The organism is Shigella flexneri 2a str. 301, assembly GCF_000006925.2.
In the GTDB taxonomy this organism is placed as follows: domain Bacteria; phylum Pseudomonadota; class Gammaproteobacteria; order Enterobacterales; family Enterobacteriaceae; genus ECMA0423.
The window spans coordinates 3,702,713-3,718,772 of sequence record NC_004337.2 but is presented as its reverse complement, the minus strand read 5'-3'; the positions used below and the strand labels follow the sequence as shown (position 1 = coordinate 3,718,772).

The following is a 16,060-nucleotide window of genomic DNA, read 5'->3' as shown; positions in this document are numbered from 1 at the left end:
TAAATCCGACCAGGAGACCTGATGATTTTGACTCCCATACGACGATATGGGGCGATGATTCTTATGTTACTCACTCTGGTGTTTTCGAGTGAGGTGTTAGCGAAGACGCACACAACAACAGCGAGTCAAAAGTCCCACTTAACTAAAGCTAGTAATAAACAGGTAAGCAGTAAACAAGAGTATTCTCGCAATAGTGCAAAGAGTAGTTCACTTCCTGATTTGCGAAAATACCCTTCCGGAACACCAAGGAAAAAGGCGTTTCTCCGGACCGTAATGCCTTACATTACCAGCCAAAATGCAGCCATTACTGCAGAACGTAACTGGCTGATTTCAAAACAGTATCAGGGCCAATGGGCACCTGCTGAGCGTGCGCGTCTGAAAGACATCGCCAAACGCTACAAGGTGAAGTGGTCTGGTAATACGCGAAAAATCCCGTGGAATACCTTGCTTGAACGCGTAGACATTATCCCTACCAGTATGGTGGCGACGATGGCTGCAGCAGAAAGCGGTTGGGGAACGTCGAAGCTGGCGCGCAACAATAACAATCTGTTCGGCATGAAATGCATGAAAGGACGTTGTACCAATGCGCCGGGTAAAGTGAAAGGGTACTCACAGTTTAGTTCTGTCAAAGAATCGGTGAGCGCCTATGTCACTAACCTGAATACGCACCCGGCTTACTCTTCGTTCCGTAAATCGCGTGCACAGCTGCGTAAAGCGGATCAGGAAGTGACTGCCACAGCGATGATTCACAAGCTGAAGGGCTACTCGACCAAAGGGAAGAGTTATAACAACTACCTGTTCGCAATGTACCAGGATAACCAACGGTTAATCGCGGCGCATATGTAATTTCATTTCCTCGAGCCTTATCTGATTTGTCGGTCGGATAAGGCTTTTGCTCGCATCAGGTGGCTGTGCTGAGTTCCCTGATGTGACGCCGACAATTCTCATCATCGCTACAACATGACCTCGCTATTTACATCGCGATACTCTTTTGGCGTTGTGTCATATGCTTTTTTAAAAACAGAGTAGAAATATTGCAGCGATGGATAACCGCACATTTGCGATATCTCATTGATCGACAAGGTGGTTGAAATCAGCAGACTGCGCGCTTTCTCCAGCTTCTCGGCATGAATCATTGCATGGATGGTTTCACCCACCTCTTCTTTAAAACGCTTCTCAAGATTGGAGCGCGAGATCCCGACCGCATCCAGTACCTGATCCACTTTAATCCCTTTACAGGCGTGATTACGAATGTAATGCATGGCCTGAATAACGGCGGGATCGGTCAGCGAGCGATAATCTGTTGAGCGCCGTTCAATGACGCGAACTGGTGGGACCAAAATTCGCTGTAGCGGCATTTCTTCTTTATCTAATAATCGATGCAACAGTTTTGCCGCCTGATAGCCCATTTGCCGCGCGCCCTGAGCGACCGAAGAAAGGGCGACACGCGACAGATAGCGGGTCAGTTCTTCGTTATCGATGCCAATCACGCATAATTTTTCCGGTACGGGAATATGTAGATGTTCACATACTTGCAGAATATGCCGCGCTCGGGCGTCAGTAACGGCAATAATCCCGGTTTGCGGTGGCAGCGTTTGTAGTCAGTCTGCCAGCCGATTTTGCGCGTGTTGCCAGTTCTCTGGCGCGGTTTCTAACCCCTGATAAACCACTCCGCGATACTTTTCTTCGGCGACAAGCTGACGAAATGCATATTCGCGTTCAGTGGCCCAACGTTTGCCGCTTGATTCCGGAAGACCATAAAAAGCAAAGCGGTTAACGCCTTTCTCTTTTAAATGCAAAAATGCGCTTTCAACCAGCGCATAGTTATCGGTGGCAATGTAATGAACGGGTGGGTAACTTTCTGCAAGGTGATACGAGCCGCCAACCCCAACAATGGGGACGTCGACATCAGCCAGCGCTTGCTCGATCTGTTTGTCGTCGAAGTCGGCAATGACGACATCTCCTAACCAGTCCTTGATTTTATCAATGCGGGCGCGGAAATCTTCTTCAATGAAAATATCCCATTCTGATTGTGATGCCTGTAAATATTCCCCTACGCCTTCTACTACCTGCCGGTCATAGGCTTTATTGGCATTGAACAGTAATGTGATGCGGTGACGTTTAGTAAACATGGTTCTTTTCCTGCTGAATCATGCAAAAACTCAAAACCGGTAATACGTAACCGGCTTTGAGAAAATTTTTATCAAAATCAAGAACGGCGTTTGGTTGCGGAGTCCATCCATACTGCCAGCAACAGAATCGCACCTTTAACGATATACTGCCAGAAGGTCGGTACATCCATCATACTCATGCCGTTATCCAGTGAAGCCATGATAAATGCCCCCATTACTGCTCCGGCAACGCTTCCCACACCGCCAGCCAGGCTGGTGCCGCCAATCACGCATGCTGCAATTGCGTCCAGTTCGGCGATATTTCCCGCAGAAGGTGAACCAGCGCCAAGTCGAGAACTAAGGATTAATCCGGCGATGGCTACCATTAATCCGTTAATCGCGAACACGGCAAGTTTGGTGCGTTCAACGTTAATCCCGGAGAGACGTGCTGCTTCCAGATTGCCGCCGATGGCATAAATGCGTCGTCCAAATGCCGTCCGCGTTGCCATAAACATTCCGCCGAGTAACAGCAACGTCAGCAGCAGAACAGGAGTGGGAACGCCACGGTAATCATTCAACAGCCAGATTGCGCCTAATACGATGATAGCGGTTAAAGCTTGGCGACCGACTACTGCGGTAGAGGCCGGAGACTGTAAACCCAAAGCCTGACGGCGCATTCTTCCGCGCCATTGCCAACCAACAAAAGCCATTAAGCCAAGCGCGCCAATGATGAAGCCGGTACTGGCGGGGAGATAGCTTTGCCCAATTTGTGACATCGCGGCGCTGGTGGGGGATACAGTCGTGCCGTTGGTGATGCCAATGAGTATGCCGCGAAATGCCAACATGCCCGCGAGGGTGACAATAAATGAAGGGACTTTGCGGTACGCGACCCACCATCCGTTCCAGGCACCGAGAAGCAGTCCCAGAACCAACGTCACAATGATGGTAAGTGGCAAAGGCCAGCCTAACCAGACGTCACAAATCGCCGCGACGCCACCTAATAGCCCCATCATTGAGCCGACGGAAAGGTCGATTTCAGCAGAAATTATGACGAACACCATTCCTACCGCGAGGATGCCGGTAATCGCGGTCTGGCGTAACAGGTTGGAGACGTTACGGGCGCTTAAGTAGGCACCATCGGTGGTCCAGGTAAAGAACAGCATGATTGCGATGATAGCTGCAATCATCACGAAGACCTGCAAATTCAGTGATTTCAGCCCAGAAAAGCCACCGGATGTCGGTACGGCCAATTTCACTTCAGACGGATTGCTTTTCGACATGATGTTCGCTCCTCAATGCGGCTTCCATCACCTGCTCCTGAGTCAGGTTATGATTTATCAGGTTGGCTTTTAGTTTCCCTTCATGCATCACCAGTACACGATCGCTAAGGCCGAGCACTTCAGGTAATTCGGAAGAGATGACAATAACGGCAATACCCTGCTGGACGAGTTGGTTAATTAATTTGTAGATCTCATATTTCGCGCCAATATCAATACCCCTGGTAGGTTCATCAAGAATGAGGATGCGCGGGTTAAGTAACAGACAGCGGGCGAGGATCGCTTTTTGCTGATTGCCGCCGCTCAAACGTCCAATAGCAAGGTCGGGGGACGACGTTTTAACTTTGAGTTGCTGAATTGATTCCAGAATACATTTTTGCTCTGCCGCGTCATCAAGCTGGCTAATGCCACCGGTAAATTTATTGAGTGCGGCGAGGGTAATATTTTTACCAACCGCCATTACCGGAACGATGCCGTCGCGCTTTCTGTCTTCGGGTACCATCGCAATCCCCTGGGTGATGGCTTGCTGACAGTTACGAATATCTACCTGTTTGCCATCAATATAAATTTTTCCTTCCCATTGTCCGGGCCACACGCCAAACAGGCACTGAATGGTCTCGGTACGTCCGGCACCAACGAGTCCGGCAATACCCAGTATTTCGCCACGTTTCAGGGAAAACGAGACATCATTAACTCGTTTAATATGACGATTGACCGGATGCCATGCCGTCAGATGTTCAATACGTAATATTTCATCTCCGGTGGTATGTGGTTCATTAGGGTAAATCGCGGTTAACTCTCGCTCGACCATCATGGTGATAATATCGTCTTCACTCATTCCGGCAGCATCACGCGTACCAATGTGCTGTCCGTCGCGAATAACGCAAATCGTATCGGAAATCGCTTTGACTTCGTTGAGTTTGTGCGAAATATAAATACAGGCGATACCGTGCTGTTGTAGATCGCGAATAATATCCAGTAAAACCGACGTTTCCTGCTCAGTTAATGAGGCTGTCGGTTCATCGAGAATTAACAAGCGCACCTGTTTATTAAGTGCCTTGGCAATTTCAACCAGTTGTTGTTGCCCAAGCCCTAAATCGCCAACGCGGGTATCAGGTGAAATGGATAAACTGACCTGTGCGAGCAGCTTCTGATAGCGTAGCGTCATCAGGTCATAATCCATAATGCCATTGTGGGTTATTTCGTTACCCAGGAAGATATTTTCCAGCACGGTCAATTCTTTCACCAGGGCCAATTCCTGGTGAATGATGGCGATACCTTTGCGTTCGGTATCGCGGATGTGACTCGCCTGAATCTCTTCTCCCGCAAAAATAATTTCGCCTTCGTAGGAGCCATGGGGATAAATACCACACAGCACTTTCATCAGCGTTGATTTACCAGACCCATTTTCCCCACAGAGTGAGACGATTTCGCCAGCATTCAACCGCAAGCTGACGTTATCAATCGCCTTCACACTGCCGAAGGTTTTGGTAATGTTCTTCATTTCAAGTAGATAAGGCATAACGACTCCACCTAAGCCAATTCATTCACGCGGCATGGAGAGAAATCACGCCCCCGCTCCGCGCCGGGGCGTAACGCTTACAGCTCGCTCTCTTTGTGGAATCCGTCTTTAATTACCGTATCTTTGATGTTGTTTTTATTCACATCGATCGGTGTCAGGAGGCGGGAGGGGACATCTTTCAGGCCATTATTCAGTGAGGTATCTGCTTTTGGCTCCTGGCCATTGCCCAATTCAACGGCAATTTCTGCGGCAGTATTTGCCAGCAATGTAATAGGTTTATACACCGTCATAGTTTGCGTACCGGCAGCAATACGTTTAATACCTGCGAGATCCGCATCCTGGCCGGAAATTGCTACTTTCCCTGATAAACCTTGCGCGCTTAATGCCTGAATTGCCCCACCTGCGGTGGCATCGTTTGAGGCAACTACAGCATCAATTTTGTTATTATTGGCGGTTAGCGCGTTTTCCATAATTTTCAATGCGTTTTCCGGTAACCAGCCATCAACCCATTGGTCACCAACGACTTTAATTTTTCCAGAATCAACGTAAGGTTTTAACACTTTCATTTGTCCGGCGCGGAACAGCTTGGCGTTGTTATCTACCGGCGAGCCGCCCATCAGGAAGTAATTACCTTGCGGAACAATATCGACCAAGGCTTTTGCCTGCAGTTCACCGACTTTTTCGTTATCGAAAGAAATATAAAAATCGATATCCGCATCGTTAATCATACGGTCGTAAGCTAATACTTTAATACCTTCTTGTTTGGCTTTTTTTACAACGTTACTTAATACCTGACCGTTATACGGAATAATGACAAGAACATCGACACCCCGGTTAATCATGTTTTCAATCTGCGACATTTGTGTTTCTTCATTGCCATTTGCAGACTGTACAAATACTTTCGCACCGAGAGATTCTGCCTTTTTCACAAAAATATCTCGATCTTTTTGCCAGCGTTCAAGACGGAGATCATCAATCGCCATACCTATTTTGACTTCTTTGGCGTGTGCCGCAACGTTGGTAAGCAGAAGTGAGGTGCAAAGGGTGAGTAGAATGTTCTTTATTTTCATGGTGTAGGGCCTTCTGTAGTTAGAGGACAGCTTTAATAAGTAACAATCACCGCGATAAACGTAACCAATTTTTAGCAACTAAACAGGGGAAAACAATTACAGATTTTTATCTTTCGATTACGATTTTTGGTTTATTTCTTGATTTATGACCGAGATCTTACTTTTGTTGCGCAATTGTACTTATTGCATTTTTATCTTCGAGGAATTACCCATTTTCATCATCCCATTTTATTTTGCGAGCGAGCGCACACTTGTGAATTATCTCAATAGCAGTGTGAAATAACATAATTGAGCAATTGAAAGGGAGTGCCCAATATTACGACATCATCCATCACCCGCGGCATTACCTGATTATGGAGTTCAATATGCAAGCCTATTTTGACCAGCTCGATCGCGTTCGTTATGAAGGCTCAAAATCCTCAAACCCGTTAGCATTCCGTCACTACAATCCCGACGAACTGGTGTTGGGTAAGCGTATGGAAGAGCACTTGCGTTTTGCCGCCTGCTACTGGCACACCTTCTGCTGGAACGGGGCGGACATGTTTGGTGTGGGGGCGTTTAATCGTCCGTGGCAGCAGCCTGGTGAGGCACTGGCGTTGGCGAAGCGTAAAGCAGATGTCGCATTTGAGTTTTTCCACAAGTTACATGTGCCATTTTATTGCTTCCACGATGTGGATGTTTCCCCTGAGGGCGCGTCGTTAAAAGAGTACATCAATAATTTTGCGCAAATGGTTGATGTCCTGGCAGCCAAGCAAGAAGAGAGCGGCGTGAAGCTGCTGTGGGGAACCGCTAACTGCTTTACAAACCCTCGCTATGGCGCGGGTGCGGCGACGAACCCAGATCCTGAAGTCTTCAGCTGGGCGGCAACGCAAGTTGTTACAGCGATGGAAGCAACCCATAAATTGGGCGGTGAAAACTATGTCCTGTGGGGTGGTCGTGAAGGTTACGAAACGCTGTTAAATACCGACTTGCGTCAGGAGCGTGAACAACTGGGCCGCTTTATGCAGATGGTGGTTGAGCATAAACATAAAATCGGCTTCTAGGGCACGTTGCTTATCGAACCGAAACCGCAAGAACCGACTAAACATCAATATGATTACGATGCCGCGACGGTCTATGGCTTCCTGAAACAGTTTGGTCTGGAAAAAGAGATTAAACTGAACATTGAAGCTAACCACGCGACGCTGGCAGGTCACTCTTTCCATCATGAAATAGCCACCGCCATTGCGCTTGGCCTGTTCGGTTCTGTCGACGCCAACCGTGGCGATGCGCAACTGGGCTGGGACACCGACCAGTTCCCGAACAGTGTGGAAGAGAATGCGCTGGTGATGTATGAAATTCTCAAAGCAGGCGGTTTCACCACCGGTGGTCTGAACTTCGATGCCAAAGTACGTCGTCAAAGTACTGATAAATATGATCTGTTTTACGGTCATATCGGCGCGATGGATACGATGGCACTGGCGCTGAAAATTGCAGCGCGCATGATTGAAGATGGCGAGCTGGATAAACGCATCGCGCAGCGTTATTCCGGCTGGAATAGCGAATTGGGCCAGCAAATCCTGAAAGGCCAAATGTCACTGGCAGATTTAGCCAAATATGCTCAGGAACATAATTTGTCTCCGGTGCATCAGAGTGGTCGCCAGGAGCAACTGGAAAATCTGGTAAATCATTATCTGTTCGACAAATAACGGCTAACTGTGCAGTCCGTTGGCCCGGTTATCGGTAGCGATACCGGGCATTTTTTTAAGGAACGATCGATATGTATATCGGGATAGATCTTGGCACCTCGGGCGTAAAAGTTATTTTGCTCAACGAGCAGGGTGAGGTGGTTGCTTCGCAAACGGAAAAGCTGACCGTTTCGCGCCCGCATCCACTTTGGTCGGAACAAGACCCGGAACAGTGGTGGCAGGCAACTGATCGCGCAATGAAAGCTCTGGGCGATCAGCATTCTCTGCAGGACGTTAAAGCATTGGGTATTGCCGGCCAGATGCATGGAGCAACCTTACTGGATGCTCAACAACGGGTATTGCGCCCTGCCATTTTGTGGAACGACGGGCGCTGTGCGCAAGAGTGCACTTTGCTGGAAGCGAGAGTTCCGCAATCACGAGTGATTACCGGCAACCTGATGATGCCCGGATTTACTGCGCCTAAATTGCTATGGGTTCAGCGGCATGAGCCGGAGATATTCCGTCAAATCGACAAAGTATTATTACCGAAAGATTACTTGCGTCTGCGTATGACGGGGGAGTTTGCCAGCGATATGTCTGACGCAGCTGGCACCATGTGGCTGGATGTCGCAAAGCGTGACTGGAGTGACGTCATGCTGCAGGCTTGCGACTTATCTCGTGACCAGATGCCCGCATTATACGAAGGCAGCGAAATTACTGGTGCTTTGTTACCTGAAGTTGCGAAAGCGTGGGGTATGGCGACGGTGCCAGTTGTCGCAGGCGGTGGCGACAATGCAGCTGGTGCAGTTGGTGTGGGAATGGTTGATGCTAATCAGGCAATGTTATCGCTGGGGACGTCGGGGGTCTATTTTGCTGTCAGCGAAGGGTTCTTAAGCAAGCCAGAAAGCGCTGTACACAGCTTTTGCCATGCGCTACCGCAGCGTTGGCATTTAATGTCTGTAATGCTGAGTGCAGCATCGTGTCTGGATTGGGCCGCGAAATTAACCGGCCTGTGCAATGTCCCAGCTTTAATCGCTGCAGCTCAACAGGCTGATGAAAGTGCCGAGCCAGTTTGGTTTCTGCCTTATCTTTCCGGCGAGCGTACACCACACAATAATCCCCAGGCGAAGGGGGTTTTCTTTGGTTTGACTCATCAACATGGCCCCAATGAACTGGCGCGAGCAGTGCTGGAAGGCGTGGGTTATGCGCTGGCAGATGGCATGGATGTCGTGCATGCCTGCGGCATTAAACCGCAAAGTGTTACGTTGATTGGTGGCGGGGCGCGTAGTGAGTACTGGCGTCAGATGCTGGCGGATATCAGCGGTCAGCAGCTCGATTACCGTACGGGGGGGGATGTGGGGCCAGCACTGGGCGCAGCAAGGCTGGCGCAGATTGCGGCGAATCCAGAGAAATCGCTCATTGAGTTGTTGCCGCAGCTACCGTTAGAACAGTCGCATCTACCAGATGCGCAGCGTTATGCCGCTTATCAGCCACGACGTGAAACGTTCCGTCGCCTCTATCAGCAACTTCTGCCATTAATGGCGTAAACGTTATCCCCTGCCTGACCGGGTGGGGGATAATTCACATCTATATATCTCACTAATTAATTAATATTTAGTATGAATTTATTCTGAAAATCATTTGTTAATGGCATTTTTCAGTTTTGTCTTTCGTTGGTTACTCGTAATGTATCGCTGGTAGATATGGAGATCGTTATGAAAACCTCAAAAACTGTGGCAAAACTATTATTTGTTGTCGGGGCGCTGGTTTATCTGGTTGGGCTATGGATCTCATGCCCATTGCTAAGTGGAAAAGGCTATTTTCTTGGCGTGTTAATGACAGCAACTTTTGGTAACTATGCATATCTTCGCGCAGAAAAACTCGGGCAACTGGATAATTTTTTTACCCATATCTGCCAGTTAGTTGCGTTAATCACTATCGGTCTCTTGTTTATCGGTGTTTTAAATGCACCTATCAATGCTTATGAAATGGTGATCTACCCCATCGCCTTTTTTGTCTGCTTGTTTGGTCAAATGCGTTTGTTTCGCTCGGTATGAGCAACATAAAGCTCTTACACATTCAGGAATGAAAGGAATACTGTGATGGACAACAAAATATCAACCTATTCACCGGCCTTTAGTATTGTGTCATGGATAGCTCTCGTTGGTGGTATCGTTACCTACCTGTTAGGGCTATGGAATGCAGAGATGCAGTTAAATGAAAAAGGGTATTATTTTGCCGTACTGGTGTTAGGACTGTTTTCTGCTGCGTCTTATCAAAAGACCGTTCGGGACAAGTATGAAGGCATACCGACCACTTCCATTTATTATATGACCTGCCTGACTGTCTTTATTATCTCTGTTGCTCTACTGATGGTAGGTCTGTGGAATGCGACATTATTACTCAGTGAAAAAGGTTTTTATGGACTGGCTTTCTTCTTAAGCTTGTTTGGTGCAGTAGCAGTGCAGAAGAATATTCGTGATGCCGGAATAAACCCGCCAAAAGAAACACAGGTTACCCAGGAAGAATACAGCGAATAATTCACGTAAGCCCGGTCAGTCCAATGTGAACGGGCTTTTACTTAACTCACTAATCTGTTTCTGTCGATTCGTTGTACCAGCATAGAAAGTAACAAACTCGCTGCCAACGTCGCGCAAAAGATCCAAATAATATCCAGTATTGGCCAATTTTTAAGCTCAATTCCCCGGGTGCGCAGCGCATGGATAATCAAGGCGTGGAATCCGTATATACCCAATGAATGGCGGGAGATTAAGCCAAGTCCGCGAATGGTACGCGTATCCAGCGTGTTTTTAACCAGAGTCAATAGCGCGATTGCGCAGATAAAAACCATCGGCCCACAGTAAAGATACCAGGTATCGGCAAAATTTCCGCGCCACTGCAATTCATATAATGTCCCGCGAGAGATAATAAAAACCCCCGTCGCAAACAGCGCGGCGCTCACCCACGACAGTGCTTTATGCTGTGTGTCCATCATCCCTATAGCGCGGCCCAACATGCCATACAGAATGTAGTAAAAAGTATCGCCATTGATATATAAGTTAATTGGCAGCCATTCAAAACCGTCAATTTTCTGCGGCACTGTGTTTGGGTTAGCGATAATGCCAATCACCACCATTAGCACCAGCAACATTTTTCCGCCGACGTTCTTCACCTGAATCAGCGGTGAAACCAGATAAATCACCGCAATCGCGAAGAAAAACCACAAGTGGTAAAACACTGGCTTTTGCAGCAGGTTTTTCAGCGCTAACTCCATATTGATGGAGGTAAACAGCGCAATGTAGAGCAGTGCGATTGCGCTATAAAAAATCAGACATAAGCCGATACGCAAGAAATGGCGCGGCTGGGCGCTGCGTTCGCCAAAAAAGAGATAGCCGGAAATCATGAAAAATAGCGGCACGCTGACACGAGAGGCAGAATTCAGAACATTGGCGATATCCCATGTGACGGGGCTAACACTATGAGCATTGGTCACATACCAGGTAGTGGTGTGAATCATCACCACCATTAAACACGCTATCCCTCGCAGGTTATCAATCCAGTAAATTTTGGGCTGCATCTGTGTCTCTGTATCTGGTTAAAAAAAGTCTGACCGATAAATCATTTGGTTGGCGCACTGGAATAATCTGAGTTTTATCACTACAGCCTATAGAGGCTTAAGGAAATTCGTAAGATATCAGCCACTATACCGATATAAATAATAAGACTCACCTGCAAACCAGACGGTAATTTAATGATGATGAACGCTTTCTTTCCGGCAATGGCGCTTATGGTGCTAGTGGGTTGTTCTACACCGTCACCCGTGCAGAAAGCACAACGGGTAAGGGTTGATCCTCTGCGTTCGTTGAATATGGAAGCGTTATGCAAGGATCAGGCGGCAAAACGTTATAACACCGGCGAGCAAAAAATCGACGTCACCGCCTTCGAACAGTTCCAGGGAAGCTATGAAATGCGCGGTTATACCTTCCGTAAAGAGCAGTTTGTCTGTTCTTTTGACGCAGATGGCCATTTTTTGCATCTTTCCATGCGTTAAGCCCTGCTTTTTCCCGTTTCGTACTGTATATCTTCCATCCAGCGGGTATACTGATCCCTTCCTTTAAATCCACACGTATCCAGCACGAAATAATATGCAAAAGTTTGATACCAGGACCTTCCAGGGCTTGATCCTGACCTTACAGGATTACTGGGCTCGCCAGGGCTGCACCATTGTTCAACCATTGGACATGGAAGTCGGCGCGGGAACCTCTCACCCAATGACCTGTCTGCGCGCGCTGGGGCCAGAACCGATGGCGGCTGCTTATGTTCAGCCTTCTCGTCGCCCGACCGATGGTCGCTACGGCGAAAACCCCAACCGTTTACAGCACTACTATCAGTTCCAGGTGGTCATTAAGCCATCGCCGGACAATATTCAGGAGCTGTACCTCGGTTCTCTGAAAGAGCTGGGCATGGACCCGACTATTCACGACATCCGTTTCGTGGAAGATAACTGGGAAAACCCGACTCTGGGGGCCTGGGGACTGGGCTGGGAAGTGTGGCTAAACGGCATGGAAGTGACGCAGTTCACTTACTTCCAGCAGGTTGGTGGTCTGGAGTGTAAACCGGTTACCGGCGAGATCACCTACGGTCTGGAACGTCTGGCCATGTACATTCAGGGCGTAGACAGCGTTTACGACCTAGTCTGGAGCGACGGCCCGCTGGGTAAAACCACCTACGGCGACGTGTTCCATCAGAACGAAGTGGAGCAGTCCACTTACAACTTCGAATACGCGGATGTGGACTTCCTGTTCACCTGCTTTGAGCAGTACGAGAAAGAAGCGCAGCAGCTGCTGGCGCTGGAAAATCCGCTGCCGCTGCCAGCCTACGAGCGTATTCTGAAAGCCGCCCACAGCTTCAACCTGCTGGATGCGCGTAAAGCCATCTCCGTCACCGAGCGTCAGCGCTACATTCTGCGCATTCGCACCCTGACCAAAGCAGTGGCAGAAGCATATTACGCTTCCCGTGAAGCCCTCGGCTTCCCGATGTGCAACAAAGATAAGTAAGAGGCGGCTATGTCTGAGAAAACTTTTCTGGTGGAAATCGGCACTGAAGAGCTGCCACCAAAAGCACTGCGCAGCCTGGCAGAGTCCTTTGCTGCGAACTTTACTGCGGAGCTGGATAACGCAGGCCTCGCACACGGCACCGTTCAATGGTTTGCTGCTCCGCGTCGTCTGGCGCTGAAAGTAGCTAACCTGGCGGAAGCACAACCAGATCGTGAAATCGAAAAACGCGGCCCGGCGATTGCCCAGGCGTTCGACGCTGAAGGAAAACCGAGCAAAGCGGCAGAAGGTTGGGCGCGTGGTTGTGGTATTACCGTTGACCAGGCTGAGCGTCTGACTACCGATAAAGGCGAATGGCTGCTGTATCGCGCCCATGTGAAGGGCGAAAGCACCGAAGCACTGCTGCCGAATATGGTTGCGACTTCGCTGGCGAAACTGCCGATCCCGAAACTGATGCGCTGGGGTGCAAGCGACGTGCACTTCGTGCGTCCGGTGCACACCGTGACCCTGCTGCTGGGCGACAAAGTCATTCCGGCAACCATTCTGGGCATTCAGTCCGATCGCGTGATTCGCGGCCACCGCTTTATGGGCGAACCGGAATTCACCATCGACAACGCCGATCAGTATCCGGAAATTCTGCGTGAGCGCGGGAAAGTCATCGCCGATTACGAAGAACGTAAAGCGAAGATTAAAGCCGATGCCGAAGAAGCAGCGCGTAAGATTGGCGGTAACGCTGACTTAAGCGAAAGCCTGCTGGAAGAAGTGGCTTCGCTGGTGGAGTGGCCGGTCGTTCTGACCGCAAAATTCGAAGAGAAATTCCTCGCGGTGCCGGCTGAAGCCCTGGTTTACACCATGAAAGGTGACCAGAAGTACTTCCCGGTGTATGCGAACGACGGCAAACTGCTGCCGAACTTTATCTTCGTTGCCAACATCGAATCGAAAGATCCGCAGCAAATTATCTCTGGTAACGAGAAAGTCGTTCGTCCACGTCTGGCGGATGCCGAGTTCTTCTTCAACACCGACCGCAAAAAACGTCTGGAAGATAACCTGCCGCGCCTGCAAACCGTGCTGTTCCAGCAACAGCTGGGTACGCTGCGTGACAAGACTGACCGCATCCAGGCGCTGGCTGGCTGGATCGCCGAACAGATTGGCGCTGACGTTAACCACGCAACCCGTGCGGGCCTGCTGTCTAAGTGTGACCTGATGACCAACATGGTCTTCGAGTTCACCGACACCCAAGGCGTTATGGGGATGCACTACGCGCGTCACGATGGCGAAGCGGAAGACGTAGCCGTCGCGCTGAATGAGCAGTATCAGCCGCGCTTTGCCGGTGATGACCTGCCGTCCAACCCGGTAGCTTGTGCGCTGGCGATTGCTGATAAGATGGATACTCTGGCGGGTATCTTCGGTATCGGTCAGCATCCGAAAGGCGACAAAGACCCGTTTGCGCTGCGTCGTGCCGCACTTGGCGTGCTGCGAATTATCGTTGAGAAGAACCTCAACCTTGATCTGCAAACGCTGACCGAAGAAGCGGTGCGTCTGTATGGCGATAAGCTGACTAATGCCAACGTAGTTGATGATGTTATCGACTTTATGCTCGGTCGCTTCCGCGCCTGGTATCAGGACGAAGGTTATACCGTTGACACCATCCAGGCGGTACTGGCGCGTCGTCCGACTCGTCCGGCTGATTTCGATGCCCGCATGAAAGCGGTATCGCACTTCCGTACCCTGGAAGCAGCTGCAGCACTGGCGGCGGCGAACAAACGTGTATCTAACATCCTGGCGAAATCTGACGAAGTGCTGAGCGATCGCGTGAATGCCTCTACCCTGAAAGAGCCGGAAGAAATTAAACTGGCGATGCAGGTTGTGGTGCTACGTGACAAGCTGGAGCCGTACTTTGCGGAAGGTCGTTACCAGGATGCGCTGGTCGAACTGGCAGAGCTGCGTGAGCCGGTTGATGCTTTCTTCGATAAAGTGATGGTCATGGTTGATGACAAAGAATTGCGTCTCAACCGTCTGACCATGCTGGAGAAACTGCGCGAACTGTTCCTGCGCGTTGCGGATATTTCGCTGTTGCAGTAATAACGCCGTTATTAAAAAGCCTGCCATCTGGCAGGCTTTTTTGGTAATGACTCCAACTTACTGATAGTGTTTTATGTTCAGATAATGCCCGATGACCTTGTCATGCAGCTCCACCGATTTTGAGAACGACAGTGACTTCCGTCCCAGCCTTGCCAGATGTTGTCTCAGATTCAGATTATGTCGCTCAATGCGCTGAGTGTAACGCTTGCTGATAACGTGCAGCTTTCCCTTCAGGCGTGATTCATACAGCGGCCAGCCATCCGTCATCCATACCACGACCTCAAAGGCCGACAGCAGGCTCAGAAGACGCTCCAGTGTGGCCAGAGTGCGTTCACCGAAGACGTGCGCCACAACCGTCCTCCGTATCCTGTCATACGCGTAAAACAGCCAGCGCTGACGTGATTTAGCACCGACGTAGCCCCAATGTTCGTCCATTTCAGCGCAGACAATCACATCACTGCCCGGTTGTATGCGCGAGGTTACCGACTGCGGCCTGAGTTTTTTAAGTGACGTAAAACCGTGTTGAGGCCAACGCCCATAATGCGTGCACTGGCACGACATCCGACGCCATTCATGGCCATATCAATGATTTTCTGGTGCGTACCGGGCTGAGAGGCGGTGTAAGTGAACTGTAGTTGCCATGTTTTACGGCAATGAGAGCAGAGATAGCGCTGATGTCCGGCAGTGCTTTTGCCGTTACGCACCACGCCTTCAGTAGCGGAGCAGGAAGGACATCTGATGGAAATGGAAGCCACGCAAGCACCTTAAAATCACCATCATACACTAAATCAGTAAGTTGGCAGCATTACCTACATCATCTACCAGCTATCGCCTGATAAAGTTAGGTGATAGCTATTTCAATACTCTCTGGTTTTACTGGAAACACGAAACTTAATACTCCCATTCCTGATTGCTTAATAATCAAGCATTTTTATCTTGAATGTTTTTGCTATCACACGCGATAGCCTATCTTGAATGATTTTCAAAAATATCTTGAATAATTTTGCGCGCTTTATATTACTGGTGCCGCAGGAAGGCGTCACCCACAACGCCCAGGGTAAAGCAACGGCGCTCATTCTGGATAAAGACGATGTCGTGCAGCTACGCGAAATTGAAGCCAGCAAAGCCATCGGCGACCAGTGGGTTGTCACCTCTGGCTTGCAGGCTGGCGATCGGGTGATCGTTTCCGGTTTGCAACGCATTCGTCCGGGTATCAAAGCACGAGCAATTTCCTCCAGCCAGGAAAACGCCAGCACCGAATCGAAACAATAACGTTG

The 16,060-nt window shown here is 49.4% G+C and carries 13 protein-coding genes, 3 pseudogenes and 4 other annotated features; of the genes and pseudogenes, 9 read left to right on the top strand and 7 right to left on the bottom strand.

Translation table 11 applies throughout. The features are described 5' to 3' along the window. The first annotated feature begins 21 nt into the window (after positions 1-21). Positions 22-846 (top strand): hypothetical protein, encoded by an 825-nt coding sequence (bax, locus tag SF3614; RefSeq protein NP_709355.1) that lies wholly within the window; start codon positions 22-24, stop codon positions 844-846. Between the two features lie 107 nt (positions 847-953). Further along, positions 954-2,132: a sequence feature (Similar to Escherichia coli K12 regulator of xyl operon gi: 1789993 (393 aa). BLAST with identity of 99% in 393 aa. This CDS contains an in-frame stop codon. The sequence has been checked and is believed to be correct.), on the bottom strand. On the opposite strand, the pseudogene xylR reads toward bax, so the two are convergent. The 4 genes and pseudogenes from xylR to xylF form a co-directional block, all read right to left on the bottom strand. Beyond that, positions 954-2,132 (bottom strand): annotated as a pseudogene (xylR, locus tag SF3613). It overlaps the preceding feature by 1,179 nt. Before the next feature lie 77 nt (positions 2,133-2,209). Further along, complete coding sequence (xylH, locus tag SF3612) at positions 2,210-3,391, bottom strand: xylose transporter membrane subunit (protein NP_709354.1); 1,182 nt, start codon at positions 3,389-3,391, stop codon at positions 2,210-2,212. After that, positions 3,369-4,910, bottom strand: a complete 1,542-nt coding sequence (gene xylG / locus SF3611) for a xylose transporter ATP-binding subunit (protein ID NP_709353.1) — start codon at positions 4,908-4,910, stop codon at positions 3,369-3,371. Before xylG ends, xylH begins: the two co-directional genes overlap by 23 nt. A 77-nt stretch (positions 4,911-4,987) precedes the next feature. After that, the gene (gene xylF / locus SF3610) at positions 4,988-5,980 is read right to left on the bottom strand and encodes a D-xylose transporter subunit XylF (protein ID NP_709352.1); all 993 of its coding nucleotides are present in this window, start codon (positions 5,978-5,980) and stop codon (positions 4,988-4,990) included. Positions 5,981-6,345: 365 nt separating this feature from the next. Then, positions 6,346-7,668, top strand: a sequence feature (Similar to Escherichia coli K12 D-xylose isomerase gi: 1789988 (441 aa). BLAST with identity of 99% in 440 aa. This CDS contains an in-frame stop codon. The sequence has been checked and is believed to be correct.). Here xylF and xylA point away from each other — a divergent pair. The 4 genes and pseudogenes from xylA to yiaA all read left to right on the top strand — a co-directional run bounded on the left by xylA (position 6,346) and on the right by yiaA (position 10,187). Next, positions 6,346-7,668, top strand: a pseudogene (xylA, locus tag SF3609). It overlaps the preceding feature by 1,323 nt. A gap of 71 nt (positions 7,669-7,739) precedes the next feature. Further along, entirely contained in the window at positions 7,740-9,194 is a 1,455-nt protein-coding gene (gene xylB / locus SF3608) for a xylulokinase (RefSeq protein NP_709351.1), read from the top strand. A 168-nt stretch (positions 9,195-9,362) separates the two neighbouring features. Further along, entirely contained in the window at positions 9,363-9,704 is a 342-nt protein-coding gene (gene yiaB, locus SF3607; protein NP_709350.2) for a hypothetical protein, read from the top strand. 45 nt (positions 9,705-9,749) lie between these two features. Continuing rightward, positions 9,750-10,187 (top strand): hypothetical protein, encoded by a 438-nt coding sequence (gene yiaA, locus SF3606; protein ID NP_709349.2) that lies wholly within the window; start codon positions 9,750-9,752, stop codon positions 10,185-10,187. A 41-nt stretch (positions 10,188-10,228) separates the two neighbouring features. Here the strand turns inward: yiaA and yiaH are convergent, their stop codons facing one another. Then, positions 10,229-11,224: a hypothetical protein gene (gene yiaH / locus SF3605; protein ID NP_709348.1), complete on the bottom strand. Its 996-nt coding sequence runs from the start codon at positions 11,222-11,224 to the stop codon at positions 10,229-10,231. Positions 11,225-11,398: 174 nt separating this feature from the next. On the opposite strand from yiaH, the gene SF3604 reads away from it, so the two are divergent. The 3 genes from SF3604 (at position 11,399) to glyS (ending at position 14,783) form a co-directional block, all read left to right on the top strand. Next, positions 11,399-11,698, top strand: a complete 300-nt coding sequence (locus SF3604) for a hypothetical protein (RefSeq protein NP_709347.1) — start codon at positions 11,399-11,401, stop codon at positions 11,696-11,698. 94 nt (positions 11,699-11,792) lie between these two features. Next, positions 11,793-12,704: a glycyl-tRNA synthetase subunit alpha gene (glyQ, locus tag SF3603; RefSeq protein NP_709346.1), complete on the top strand. Its 912-nt coding sequence runs from the start codon at positions 11,793-11,795 to the stop codon at positions 12,702-12,704. Positions 12,705-12,713: 9 nt separating this feature from the next. After that, positions 12,714-14,783, top strand: coding sequence for a glycyl-tRNA synthetase subunit beta (glyS, locus tag SF3602; RefSeq protein ID NP_709345.1), 2,070 nt, complete (start codon positions 12,714-12,716; stop codon positions 14,781-14,783). Positions 14,784-14,825: 42 nt separating this feature from the next. Continuing rightward, positions 14,826-15,593, bottom strand: a mobile genetic element. Here glyS and insB read toward each other — a convergent pair. Beyond that, positions 14,841-15,236, bottom strand: a complete 396-nt coding sequence (insB, locus tag SF3601; RefSeq protein NP_709344.1) for an insertion element IS1 protein InsB — start codon at positions 15,234-15,236, stop codon at positions 14,841-14,843. (Overlaps the previous feature by 396 nt.) Next, entirely contained in the window at positions 15,263-15,538 is a 276-nt protein-coding gene (gene insA / locus SF3600) for an insertion element IS1 protein InsA (RefSeq protein ID NP_709343.1), read from the bottom strand. Its footprint lies within the feature at positions 14,826-15,593. 165 nt (positions 15,594-15,758) lie before the next feature. Continuing rightward, positions 15,759-16,055: a sequence feature (Similar to Escherichia coli K12 membrane protein gi: 1789929 (386 aa). BLAST with identity of 99% in 85 aa. This CDS has been truncated. The sequence has been checked and is believed to be correct.), on the top strand. Between insA and yhiU the strand changes: the two are divergent. Beyond that, positions 15,759-16,055 (top strand): annotated as a pseudogene (yhiU, locus tag SF3599). (Overlaps the previous feature by 297 nt.) Positions 16,056-16,060: the final 5 nt, after the last annotated feature.